Genomic DNA, 11,597 nt, shown 5'->3' with positions numbered 1-11,597 from the left:
GGCTCAAAAGGCAAGAAACTTAGGCCTCAAAGGGGAGGACGACGACGGGGCCGGCCGGTCAGCGGTCCTCGGACGGGGCCTGCCCCGGCAGGGCCGCGAGCTGGGACTCCAGGTGGAACACCTCGTCCAGCAGCACGAACCCGTCGTCCGGGTTGCCCTCGTCGACGAAGAAGCCCGACATCGCGGCCTGCCAGCGGGCGTTGACCTCGGTCGCGGCCATCCCGCGCTGCGCGGCGGCGTAGTCGTCGGTCTCGAGGAACCCGACCAGCAGCCCGTCGTCGCGCAGGAACAGGTGGTAGTCGCGCCAGCCGGTGTCGCGCAGGGCCTCCAGCATCTCGGGCCAGACGGCGGCGTGCGCCGCCCGGTACTCGTCCAGCCGGTCCGCCCGCACGCGGGACGTGAAGCAGACGCGTGCACCAGCGGTGTTGCTCGACATGTCCGGTCCTCCGGTTCGTTCCCCGTGGAGGGCGACCTCCGCCCTGAAACGGTTCATAATGTAGCCCGAAGCAAGGAGGCGCTCCATGACCCAGCCGGCCGCTCACCGCCGAGCATCCATCGCCGACGTCGCCCGCGCCGCCGGCGTCTCCGTCGGCACGGTGTCCAACGTGCTCAACCGTCCCGAGCGCGTGCTGCCCGGGACCCGCGAGCGGGTCGAGGCCGCGATCGACGAGCTGAGCTTCGTGCGCAACGGCTCGGCCCGCCAGCTCCGCGCGGGGACCATCACCACGGTCGGCGCGATCGTGCTGGACATCGCCAACCCGTTCTTCACCGACCTGGCGCGCGGCATCGAGGAACGCCTGGACCGCGACGACTTCACGCTGATGGTCGCCTCGTCCGACGACGACCCCGACCGCGAGCAGCGCTACCTGCGCCTGTTCGAGGAGCACGGGGTGCAGGGCGTGATGGTCGTGCCGGCCACCGACGACATCGAGCACCTCCTCGCCGTCCGCCGGCGGGGCACCGGCGTGGTGCTGCTGGACCGGCCGTCGTCGGACCCGAGCATCTCGTCCGTGGCCGTCGACGACGTGCGCGGCGGCGAGCTCGCCGCCCGGCACCTGCTCGACGAGGGGCACACGCGCATCGCGTTCCTGAACGGCCCGCACACGATCCGGCAGTGCGCCGACCGGTACGAGGGCGTCGTCAAGGAGCTGGTCACGGCCGGGCTGGACCCGGCGACCGCGCTCGTCGAGGTCACGGTGCCCAGCCTCAACGCCGACGGCGGGGAGGCCGCGATCCGCGGGCTGCTGGAGCGGGGCGACCGGCCCACCGCCGTGTTCTGCGTCAACGACCTGGTGGCGCTGGGCGTGCTGCGCACGCTGCGTACCGAGGACATCGCGGTCCCGGCCGAGGTGGCGGTCGTCGGGTACGACGACGTGACGTTCGCCGCCGAGCTGTCCACGCCCCTGACGTCCGTGCGGCAGCCGACGCACGAGCTCGGCGCCCGCGCGGCCGACCTGCTGCTGAACGGGCCGGACGCGACCGCCGAGCACGTGATGTTCCAGCCGACGCTGGTGGTACGGGCGTCCAGCACCCCCACCCCGCCGAAGTAGAACCGCAGCGAGGTAGAACCCCGGCACGTGCTGGGGTTCTACCTCGCTGCGGTTCTACTTCGCCCTGGTTCTACTTCGGCAGGGCGTGGCTCAGCAGGTCGCCTCGAGCATCGGGACCAGCATGTCGTTGAAGTCGTACAGCGCGTCCTGGTCCAGCGTGACGTTGCGCCCGGTCACGCCCAGCGCGATCTGCCGCTCGCCGTCGAGCGAGGTGAAGTTGACGCTCAGGGTGCCGAAGCTCGCGCCGTCGTGCCCGTAGAGGTACTCGCCCGGCACGCACGGGTCGGGCAGGCGGTAGGTGCCCAGGCCGTACTCGGCCGTCTCGGCGCTGCGCGGCGTGAGCATGTCGGTCACGGTCTCCGGGCTGACCAGCTCGCCGGTGACCAGGGCCTCGTTGAAGGCCGCGAGGTCCTTGGTCGTGCTGGTCACGGCGCCCGCCGCGCGGAACAGCGTCGGGTCGAAGTGCTTGATCGTGTACCAGCCCGCACCGTCGGCGCCCGTGTAGGCGGCGTCGTGCAGGAACGGCCCGCGCTTCTGAGGGCTGTCCGGGTAGTCGCTGGACCGCATCCCGGCCGGCTCGAACACGCGCTCCTCGAGCAGGTCGTCCAGATCGGTCCTGTTCACCTTCTCCAGCATCATGCCGAGCGTCACGAACCCGGCGTTGGAGTAGGAGAAGCCCGTGCCCGGCTCCAGCACCCAGGGCGCGGTGTGCGCGGCGCGCACGTGGTCGCCGTCGGAGTAGTGCTCGCCGAGCACCTCGAAGTACTCGTCGACGTCGGCCGGGTCCTGCATCTTGTCGAGGATCAGGTAGTCCGACGCCGTCGGGGCGCCCGAGGTGTGGCTCAGCAGCTGCTCGATCGTCACGTCGCGCGGCAGGGCGCCGGGCAGCACGTCCTCGACGCTCGTGTCCAGCGTCCAGGTGCCCTTCTCGATCTCCTGCATCACGAGGGTGGCGATCATCGGCTTGGTGTTGCTCGCGACCCGGAACGGGTCGCTCGTGCGGGCACGGGCGTGCCCGTCCAGCTCGCGGACGCCGCCGGCGCCCGCCCAGGTGAGGTCCGGCGTCTCGACGCGCGCGGTGACGGCGACGGCGCCGTCGTCCACCAGGCCGGCGACGGCCTTGTCCAGCTCGCGGCGGACGTCGGTGCCGGGCGCCGTCCGGGCGCCGGCCGAGGGGGCGGCGGCCTGCTCGGCCGCCTCCAGCACCGTCTGCGACAGCGCCATCGGGTCGTCGACCGCCGCCACGGGCGACGGCGCGGTGCTCACCGGGGTGTCCGACGGCGCGGCCTGCGCGATCGCCCCCGCTCCCGTGATCGGCAGCACGCCGGCCACCATCACGCCCAGGGTTGCTCTGACTCGGCGGTGTGCATTCATGGGGATGCTCCTTCGTCTCGGCACCCCGCCAGTTTGCTGGGACCCGCACCGGGGGCGGATCCCCCACAAGAAGGACATCCTGACCAGCCACTCCGCCCAGGGGCTGAGCCCATTGGTAGGAGCCCTACCAGCAACGAGATCGGTCGGTTGCCTTGAGACCGGTCAGTTGACTGACCAGTCTCAAGACAACCGACCGAACTCAAATTGCCAGGCGCCAGAGGTCAGCGCCGGCCCGGGACCGGCACCTTCGACCAGTCCGTGTCCGAGGCCAGGTAGAAGCTCGGGTACGACGGCTGGTTGTAGGTGGTCTGCTGGCGCGCCACCTCGACGCGGTACTGCGGGTCCTGCATGAGCGTGTACAGCGCGATGTCGCTCGGCTCGGTCGTGGTGAACACCCGCAGCGCGGTCGAGTCCGTGGTGCGCACCAGCACCTCCTCGCGCCAGTCGCCGAGCACGTCGGCCACCAGCGACGGGTTGCCCTTGGTGCCGTTGTTGGTCAGCGTCCCGTCCAGGGTCGCGACCACGCCGCGCGACCAGTCCTTGATCGTCGGTGTCGCCGGGTCCGCGCCGTCCACGATCTGCGTGGTGCCGTCGCCGGCCCACCGCACGGACTGGTTGGTGCCCATGGTCGACGTCGACACCTGCTCACCCGTGGCGCTCAGCGTGCCCGACCCGAGCGTGCCGTCCGGCATGGACGCCCACACCTCGATGCCCGGCACGTCGGGCAGCACGTCGCCGATCATCGATCGGCCGGTGTCGCGGCCCGAGTACTCGCCGAACAGCACCTCCCCGTCCTCTGCAGAACGCATCGCGGAGCCGTACGGCGCCCACGTGCCACCCTCGTGCGCGGTCCAGATCTCCAGCCCCGGACGGGCCGGGTCGATGTCGGTCACGTGCATGGCGTCGCCGTGCCCCAGTCCCGCGTTCGCCCCGGGGTTCGCGGAGCCCTCGGGCAGCGTGTCGAACGACGAGTAGAGCAGCGAACCGTCGTCGTCGAGCGTCGCGGAGCCGTAGACGATCTCCTGCCTGCCGTCGCCGTCGACGTCGGCCGCCGACAGCGAGTGGAAGCCCTGCGTGGTGATGCTCCCCCACTCGGGCGAGGTGCCCGGCACGCCGTGCGGGCTGTCGTTGAACGGGTTGGACATGGGCGTCCAGCCCGAGTCGGCGAGCCAGCGCCGGGTCAGCTTCTTGCCGTTCCAGTCGTACGCGGCGACGGTCGAGCGCGTGTAGTAGCCGCGCGCGAAGATCGCGCTGGGCCGGCCCTCCGACAGATAGGCGACCCCGGACAGGAACCGGTCCACCCGGTTGCCCGGCTCGATGCGCGCCATGGCGTAGTCGCCCCAGCGCAGGCCGTCGTCGGTGCGCCCGGGCTCGTAGTCGACGGTCTGCAGCGGCCGGCCGCTGACCCCGTCGAAGACGGTGAGGTACTCCGGGCCGCTGATCACGAAGCCCTCGAACAGGCGGAGCTGGTTTCGCGTGGAACGGGACGGCGCGTACACGTCGATGAAGTGGTCGACGGCGGCTCGCGCGTCGGCGTCGGACAGCGGGTAGGTCCACCGGGACTCGATGCCCCACGCCTCCTCGAGCGTGGCGGGCCACTGCCCGCTGGTCACCTCGGGGCGCTCCGACCAGCCGCGGAACGTCTCCACGAGGTGCTCGTAGTAGTCCCCGGCCGACATCCGGTAGTCGTCCGTGTCCCGCACGCCGGCCGCGCGGTCGTCCCTGGCGATCGGCACGTAGCGCTGCCCGGCGGGCCGCCCGTTGCGGTACGTCGTCACCTGGGTGCCGGGGGCGGTCTTGACCATGAGCTCGGCGCGGCCGTCGCCGTCGTAGTCGTAGACGGGGAACTGCGTGTAGTGCGCGCCCGCGCGGATGTTGACGCCCATGTCGATGCGCCAGAGCTGCGTGCCGTCGAGCTCGTAGGCGTCCAGGTAGACGTTGCCCGTGTAGCCGACCTGGGACACGTCCTTGGAGTTTGACGGGTCCCACTTCACGACGACCTCGTAGTCGCCGTCGCCGTCGAGGTCCGCCACGGAGGCGTCGTTGGCGCGGTAGGTGTAGGCCTCGCCGGCGGGCGTGACGCCGTCGGCCGGCTTGTTCAGGGGGATGTCCAGGTGGCCGTCGCCCCACACGTCGGCCGACGCCGACCGGCCCTTGTTCGGCCCGCTCAGCGGCACCACGCGGTACCGGGCGTCGGCCGTGCCCGCGGCGTCGAGGTAGTTGGTCGCGCCCGTGACCGTGGCGATCCGGCGCCCGTCGCGGTACAGCGCGAAGCCCGGGCCCTTGAGCCCGGCGTCGGTGTGCCCGGTGACCTCTTGCGCGAGCAGCCGCCAGCTCAGGAACACGCCCTCGCTGGTCGCGGCCGCGACCAGCCCGCGACCCAGCTTCTCGGTGACCTTCGGGCCCGACGTCGGACGGCCGCCTCGGGCGGTCTCGTCACCCTCGGTGGTGGGCTGGCCGGCGGCGATGCTGGCCTGGGTCGTGGCGCCGGCCTGGGTGGTGGCGCCGGCCTGGGCTGCGGCGCCCTGGGCAGCCGGCGCCGTCGTGGCCGGGGTGGTGGTCGGGACAGTCGCGGCGAACGCCGCGGCGCCCACCCCGCTCAGCCCCAGGCTCAGGGCCGTGGCCAGCACGGCGCCGGTCCGGATGGTTCTCGGGATCATGGATGGAATTCCTCTCTGAACTCTCAGATCACACGAAGACGTGCGCTTCTACCCAGCGATTGGGCCCGGAACTCGCGTGATTCCGGGCCCAATCGCTGGGTAGAGGCGCACTTTCAGTCGACCGGGCGCCGCACGCGCCGGGTCTCGACGGCGACCGCCGCCAGGCCGAGCAGGCCACCCGTCACCACGACGAGCGGCGTCAACATCCAGACGAGCACCACGCACATCACCAGGGCAGCCAGCAGCAGCGCGGATCCGGTGAGTTCGTCGCGGGCGCGGGCTGCCCCGCGGGCCAGCAGCTGCCACACGGTCCCACCGCCGACGGCGTCGCTGTCCGGCCCGGCCCCGGCTCCCGACGCGTCGTCCGGCCCGAGCTCGACTCGGGCACCGAGCGCGCCGTCGGCCGCTGGGCCCGACCCCGCACCCAGCGCGACGTCGGTCCCGGAACCCGGCCGGGCGTCGCCGTCCGACCACGCCGTCGTCGTCCGCACGAGCACCACCGCGGCGCAGGCCGCGGCCGCCCACGTGACCCACCGGACGGCCGAGGAGCCGGGCAGCGCGCCCGACGCCGTCAGCCCGGTGTTGACCGTCACGGTCACCGCGGCGACCAGGGCGAGGACGCCCAGCAGCCAGAGCCGGCGCGCGGCCGCCGCCCAGTCCCGCCAGAACAAGCGGACCGAGGTGTCGTACCCGCCGAGGTGCCGGCGCAGGTGCGCGGCCCCGGCGGCGAGCGCCGCCGGAGCGGTCACGACGGGCAGGCTGCCGGCGAGCACGAGCAGCCCGGTCAGCAGGGTCTCCCCCAGCAGGGGGAACCAGCCCTCCCCGGCCGTGCGCCGTCCGCGGCCCGACGGCGCCGTCGTCTCCTCGTTCTGCTCCTGGGCGTCCACGGTGATCAGCCCTTCAGGCCCTGCGTGGCGACGCCGTCCACCAGGTAGCGCTGGAACACCACGAAGAACAGCAGCACCGGCACCAGGGCGAGCACGGCCATGGCCATCTGCGCGCCGTAGTCGGACACCGACGTCTGGTCCACGTAGAGCCGCAGCGCGATGGGCAGCGGGTACGTGTCGGGCCTCTTGAGGTAGAGCAGCGGGCCGAGGAAGTCGTTCCACGACCAGATGAACGCGAAGATCGAGCTGGTGATCACCGCGGGCCGCATCAGCGGCAGCAGCACGAGGCGGAAGATGCCCCAGTGCCCGCAGCCGTCGATCCGCGCGGCCTCGTCGAGCTCACGCGGCAGCCCGCGGAGGAACTGCACCATGAGGAAGACGAAGAACGCCTCGGTGGCCAGGAACTTGGGCGCCAGCAGCGGCAGGAACGTGTTCACCAGGCCCATGGAGTTGAACAGGATGTACTGCGGGATGATCACCACGTGGAACGGCAGCAGCATCGTGCCGATCATCACCGCGAAGTACACGCCCCGGCCGGGGAAGTTGATCCGCGCGAACGCGTAGGCCGAGACGGTGGCCGACAGGACGATGCCCACCACCGAGCCGACCGCGAGGATCAGCGAGTTGAGCACGAACGTCCAGAACGAGACGCCGCCGATGCCCGCGAACGCGGACGCGTAGTTGTCGAGCGTCCAGGTCTCGGGCCACAGGTTCACGTTGCCGACGATGTCGCCGCTCGGCTTGAACGAGCTCATCACCATCCACACGCCGGGATACAGGATCACGACGGCGACGGCGATCACGAGGACGTGGAAGACGACGGACCGCAGGCGCTTGCGCCGGGTCGCCGTCGCGCTCGTCGTGGTGCTCACGGTGGTGCGCGGGGCGGTTGTGGTCGCTGTCGTCATCGCACGTCTCCCGTGTAGTGGACCCAGGCACGCGAGGTGCGGAACAGGACGGCCGTGATGATGCCGACCACGAGCACGAGCACCCACGCCATGGCGGAGGCGTACCCCATGCGGAACTCCGTGAAGCCCTTGAGGTAGAGGTAGAACGTGTAGAAGAGCGTCGAGTCGGCGGGGCCACCCGTACCGCCCGAGATGATGAACGCCGAGCTGAAGACCTGGAACGCGCCGATCGTCTCGAGCAGCAGGTTGAAGAACAGCACGGGCGAGAGCATCGGCAGCGTCACGGAGACGAACCGGCGGATCGGCCCGGCGCCGTCGACGGCGGCGGCCTCGTGGAGCTCGGCCGGGATCTGCTTCAGGCCGGCCAGGAAGATCACCATGGGGGCGCCGAACTGCCAGACGGCGAGCAGGATCATCATCGGCATGGTCATGCTCGGGTCGCCCACCCAGCCGCCGGCCGGGAGGCCGAAGAACTGCTGGACCTGGTCGGCGATGCCGTCGTCGATGAACATGGCGCGCCACACGATCGCCACGGAGACGCTGGCCCCGATGAGCGACGGCGCGTAGAACATCGAGCGGTACGCGCCCTGTCCCCGGTGCTTGGCGTTCAGCAGCAGCGCCACCGCGAGGGCGGCGGCGAGCTTGACCGGCACGCCGACCAGCACGTAGACCGCCGTCACCTGGGCGGACTTGAGGAACCGCGGGTCGGCGAACAGGGCCGTGAAGTTGTCGATGCCGACGAACGTCGGGGCCCGGAACAGGTTGTAGTCGGTGAACGCGAGGTACAGCGACATCAGCATGGGGCCGGCCGTCAGCAGCACGAACCCCAGGAGCCACGGGGAGAGGAACGCGTACCCGGCCTTGACGTCGGCGCGGTTGCGCTGCGGCTTGCCGCCGCCCCGCGCGGGGGACGACGTCGCCGCCGTCCCCCGCACGCCGCCGCGCCCGGCCGCCCTGCCGCGCTCGGTAGTGGTCGCGGACATGGTCACGCCCCGCCGAGGTTCGATTCGGCGCTCTGGAACCACTGGTCGGCGAACTCCTCCGGCGTGATGTTGCCGTAGGACAGCTCCTCGCCCAGGCGCTTGAACTCGGCCTCGACCACGCCGTAACCCTCGACGGGCAGCGGGGTGTCCTCCGTGACGAGGTCGGCGACGTGCTCCTCGTAGCCGACGATCTTGTCGTCGATCGAGCCCTCGTCGACCTCCATCGCGTCCCGCTGGGCCGCGACCGCCGGGACACCCTTCGAGGTGCCGAAGATCTTGCCGACCTCGGGGTCGTTCACGAGGAAGTCGATGAGCGCGGCAGCCGCGTCGGGCTCCTGCGTCGTGGCCGACGACGAGAGCAGCATCGACGGCTTCCAGAACTGCGCGGAGCCGTCGGGGCCCGTGGGCACCGGCAGCAGGTCGAGGTTCTCGGAACCCGCACCGGCCGAGTAGCCGGCCATCATGTTGTCCCAGGTCATCTCGGTCGCGGCCTGGCCCACCTGCATGCCGGTCAGCGGCTCGACCTGCTTGGCGCGCTCGACGGGGAAGAACACGCCGTCGTCGCGCAGCGGCTGGGTGCGCTCGGCCCAGGCGACCAGGTCGGCCTTCTCGAAGGCCGGCGAGCCGTCGTCCGCGAACGCCGTCTTGCCCTGCTGCACCAGCCACTGGATGAACAGCCACAGCGTCCCGGTGTAGTCGGTGCCGCCGTAGATCTGCGGGTCGTGGTCGGCACCGGCGGCGCTGACCTCGCGCAGCCAGGCGTCGTACTCGTCCCAGGTCAGACCCTCCTGCGGCGGCTCCATGCCGAGCTCGTCCAGCAGGTCGTCGTGATGCATCATGCCGAGGGTGTTCGTGCTGGTCGGGATGCCGTACTGGCCGTCGTTGACCGAGCCGGAGGCGAGCACCGTCTGGTCGAAGTCGTCGGTGTTCAGGTTCACGCCGAGCTGGTTCGACAGGTCGAAGAGCTGGTTGTTCGACGCGTACTGGTGGATGTAGGCGAGGTCCATCTGGAACACGTCCGGCAGGGTCTGGCCCGCGGCCTCGGTGCTGCGCGCCGTCCAGTAGTCGTCCCACGCCTGGAACTGGGTCTGGACGTCGATGTTCGGGTGCTTCTCCTCGAAGAGCGCGACCGCCTCCTCGTACCTGGCCGCGCGGTCGTCGTCCCCCCACCAGACCAGGGACAGCTCGATGTCCCGGTCGGTGGCGACGGGAGCGGCGTCGGCCGAGGCGGTCTGGCCGCCCCCGCACGCCGAGAGGGCGAGGGCCGAAGCCGCCGCGAGGGCCGTGACCTGGACGACGGCCGTCCGTGTGGTGGTGCTTCTGCGGACCACGTGAGCCTCCTTGCTCAATCTGCTTCTGGTGGCCGGCTGCATCCTCGACGGCCGACTGAATCGATACAATACCGCTACGGGAAGCGTTGTCCAGAGCCTGGGGTCAGGAATTCGTAACGAACCCCCCCTCGGCTCGCGCCGGCTCCGGGCAGACGAACGTAGGCCTGGTCGGCTCATGAGGCGCCATGAGCCGACCAGGCCTACGTTCGACGGGACTGGCTACCGAGCTCTGCCTCCGGCGGCGGGCGGCTCGGGCCGGTGCCACACGACGTGGCGGCGCGATCGACGACGACGCCGGGCGAGCGATGCGGGGCGGCGCAGGGCACCCCGGGCGGTCGAACGTAGGGGCCGTCGGCGCATGAGCGCTCATGCAGCGAGCATGCCTACGTTCGACGCCGGAGCCGCGCGGCGGTCGGGCGGCCGGCAGCCGCGGGCGGCGGGCAGCGGGCGGCGGGCGCCGGGGGCCGGGCGCGGCGCGGCGAACGTAGGGGCCGTCGGCGCATGAGCGCTCATGCAGCGAGCATGCCTCCGTTCGACGCCGCCCGCGCCGACCACGCCAACCAGCACCGAGCCCCCAGGCCGCCAGCGTGCCGCGACCCGAGGCCGCGCCCGGCCGGCGCCTACGTCGACAGTCGCCCGGCCGCCGTCAGGCCGGGGTGGCCTTCAGCGGGGGCCAGCTCGGGCCCGTGCCGCGCATGGACTCGTGGAACGGGTCGCCCGGAGCGATCTCGCCGGCGCGGACCACGGCGCCCGTGAACGACGAGCGGTAGATCGCCGCGACCAGCTCCAGCGTGCCACGCGTGTCCGCCACGGTGACCGGCGGCGCCTCGCCCGCGGCGAACGCCCGGTACGTCGGCACGAACTGCGCCAGGTGCCCCGACGGCAGCGCCTCGGGGTCCGCCTGCCACAGCTGCCCGACGTCGTCCCGGCCCGCCGCGGGCGTGAACGTCCAGTCGGCATCGGTGTAGCCGTACAGGTGCGACAGCTCGATCGTCGCCGCCTCGGTGTCGAACCGCAGGTCGGAGGTCTCGCGCGGCGACAGCAGCGAGTTCGCGATCGTCGCCATCGCACCGTTGGCGAACCGCACGATCGCCATCGAGACGTCCTCGGTGTCCACGTGCCGCGACAGCCGCCCGGCCATCGCCGTCACCTCGGACCACGGCCCGAGCGTGGCGAGCAGCAGGTCGAACTGGTGGATGCCGTGGCCCATCGTCGGCCCGCCACCCTCGGTGTCCCAGCGGCCGCGCCACGGCACCTCGAAGTACGCCGGCCCGCGGAACCACATCGTGTCGCAGGTCGCGACGAGGGGGCGACCCAGCGCGCCGTCGTCGAGCAGGCGGCGCAGCTGCCGCGCGCCGTGCCCGAACCGGTGCTGCACCACCTGCGTGAACGACGCCATCGAGGCGACCTCGGCCTCCGCGATCCGGTCGAGCTCCGCGAGCGACAGCGTGGCCGGCTTCTCGACCACCACGTGCACACCCGCCTGCAGCGCGGCGACGGCGACGTCGGCGTGCACGCCCGGCGGCGTGCAGACGTGCAGCACGTCCGTGTCGCCGAGCACGTCGTCCAGCGAGGTGCCGTGCCCGGGCACGCCGTGCTCGGTCGCGAAGGCCTCGGCCCGCGCCGCGTCGATGTCGACGGCGTGCACCAGGGTCGCGTCCACACCGTGCGCCGGCAGGTCCGCGATCGCTCGTGCGTGGGCTCCGGCGATGGCACCTGTGCCCAGGATCGTGACTCTCATCTTGCTCCGTCCTCGTCGACGCGTGTGATCGATCACCCGACCGTACAGGCACGATCTCGTCGCACCCGTCGGCAGGCACCCTACCCGCGCCCCGCACCGTTGGAAAGGGCTTTCCCGCACCGACCGGCCCACCCGGGCGGCGTCGGCGGGCTCGCCCCGATCC

10 protein-coding genes are annotated in these 11,597 nt (G+C 71.8%); 1 reads left to right on the top strand and 9 read right to left on the bottom strand.

The window, feature by feature from the left end:
* Nucleotides 1–58 precede the first annotated feature (58 nt).
* Nucleotides 59–436 carry an L-rhamnose mutarotase gene (locus H291_RS0115375; RefSeq protein ID WP_020015897.1) on the bottom strand — a complete coding sequence of 126 codons (378 nt, stop codon included), beginning with the start codon at nucleotides 434–436 and terminating at the stop codon, nucleotides 59–61.
* Nucleotides 437–521: 85 nt separating this feature from the next.
* Here H291_RS0115375 and H291_RS0115370 point away from each other — a divergent pair, with 85 nt between their 5' ends.
* Nucleotides 522–1,550, top strand: a complete 1,029-nt coding sequence (locus H291_RS0115370) for a LacI family DNA-binding transcriptional regulator (protein WP_020015896.1) — start codon at nucleotides 522–524, stop codon at nucleotides 1,548–1,550.
* Between the two features lie 90 nt (nucleotides 1,551–1,640).
* Here the strand turns inward: H291_RS0115370 and H291_RS0115365 are convergent, their stop codons facing one another.
* From H291_RS0115365 to H291_RS30315, 8 genes are all read right to left on the bottom strand, one after another.
* A complete protein-coding gene (locus H291_RS0115365) occupies nucleotides 1,641–2,924 on the bottom strand; it encodes a serine hydrolase domain-containing protein (RefSeq protein ID WP_198012509.1) in 1,284 nt (427 codons plus the stop codon).
* A gap of 221 nt (nucleotides 2,925–3,145) precedes the next feature.
* Complete coding sequence (locus tag H291_RS0115360) at nucleotides 3,146–5,584, bottom strand: rhamnogalacturonan lyase (RefSeq protein WP_020015894.1); 2,439 nt, start codon at nucleotides 5,582–5,584, stop codon at nucleotides 3,146–3,148.
* Nucleotides 5,585–5,697: 113 nt separating this feature from the next.
* A complete protein-coding gene (locus H291_RS30320; protein ID WP_020015893.1) occupies nucleotides 5,698–6,471 on the bottom strand; it encodes a hypothetical protein in 774 nt (257 codons plus the stop codon).
* Between the two features lie 5 nt (nucleotides 6,472–6,476).
* Nucleotides 6,477–7,379: a carbohydrate ABC transporter permease gene (locus H291_RS0115350; RefSeq protein ID WP_020015892.1), complete on the bottom strand. Its 903-nt coding sequence runs from the start codon at nucleotides 7,377–7,379 to the stop codon at nucleotides 6,477–6,479.
* The gene (locus H291_RS0115345; RefSeq protein ID WP_084468160.1) at nucleotides 7,376–8,362 is read right to left on the bottom strand and encodes a carbohydrate ABC transporter permease; all 987 of its coding nucleotides are present in this window, start codon (nucleotides 8,360–8,362) and stop codon (nucleotides 7,376–7,378) included. The genes H291_RS0115350 and H291_RS0115345 overlap by 4 nt, the downstream gene beginning before the upstream one ends.
* Nucleotides 8,363–8,364: 2 nt before the next feature.
* Entirely contained in the window at nucleotides 8,365–9,693 is a 1,329-nt protein-coding gene (locus tag H291_RS0115340; protein ID WP_020015890.1) for an ABC transporter substrate-binding protein, read from the bottom strand.
* Between the two features lie 366 nt (nucleotides 9,694–10,059).
* Complete coding sequence (locus H291_RS34615; RefSeq protein ID WP_157237073.1) at nucleotides 10,060–10,206, bottom strand: hypothetical protein; 147 nt, start codon at nucleotides 10,204–10,206, stop codon at nucleotides 10,060–10,062.
* A 133-nt stretch (nucleotides 10,207–10,339) separates the two neighbouring features.
* Nucleotides 10,340–11,434: a Gfo/Idh/MocA family protein gene (locus tag H291_RS30315; protein WP_020015889.1), complete on the bottom strand. Its 1,095-nt coding sequence runs from the start codon at nucleotides 11,432–11,434 to the stop codon at nucleotides 10,340–10,342.
* Between the last annotated feature and the right edge of the window lie 163 nt (nucleotides 11,435–11,597).

This window comes from Promicromonospora sukumoe 327MFSha3.1 (genome assembly GCF_000385135.1).
Taxonomy (GTDB): Bacteria; Actinomycetota; Actinomycetes; order Actinomycetales; family Cellulomonadaceae; genus Promicromonospora; species Promicromonospora sukumoe_B.
This window is presented reverse-complemented; position numbering and strand designations above follow the sequence as displayed.

What these genes read in the sequence shown, in the direction of transcription:
- H291_RS0115375 (WP_020015897.1), bottom strand. Translation starts at nt 436, where the DNA reads ATGTCGAGCAACACCGCTGGTGCACGCGTCTGCTTCACGTCCCGCGTG.
- H291_RS0115370 (WP_020015896.1), top strand. Translation starts at nt 522, where the DNA reads ATGACCCAGCCGGCCGCTCACCGCCGAGCATCCATCGCCGACGTCGCC.
- H291_RS0115365 (WP_198012509.1), bottom strand. Translation starts at nt 2,924, where the DNA reads ATGAATGCACACCGCCGAGTCAGAGCAACCCTGGGCGTGATGGTGGCC.
- H291_RS0115360 (WP_020015894.1), bottom strand. Translation starts at nt 5,584, where the DNA reads ATGATCCCGAGAACCATCCGGACCGGCGCCGTGCTGGCCACGGCCCTG.
- H291_RS0115350 (WP_020015892.1), bottom strand. Translation starts at nt 7,379, where the DNA reads ATGACGACAGCGACCACAACCGCCCCGCGCACCACCGTGAGCACCACG.
- H291_RS0115345 (WP_084468160.1), bottom strand. Translation starts at nt 8,362, where the DNA reads ATGTCCGCGACCACTACCGAGCGCGGCAGGGCGGCCGGGCGCGGCGGC.
- H291_RS34615 (WP_157237073.1), bottom strand. Translation starts at nt 10,206, where the DNA reads ATGAGCGCTCATGCGCCGACGGCCCCTACGTTCGCCGCGCCGCGCCCG.
- H291_RS30315 (WP_020015889.1), bottom strand. Translation starts at nt 11,434, where the DNA reads ATGAGAGTCACGATCCTGGGCACAGGTGCCATCGCCGGAGCCCACGCA.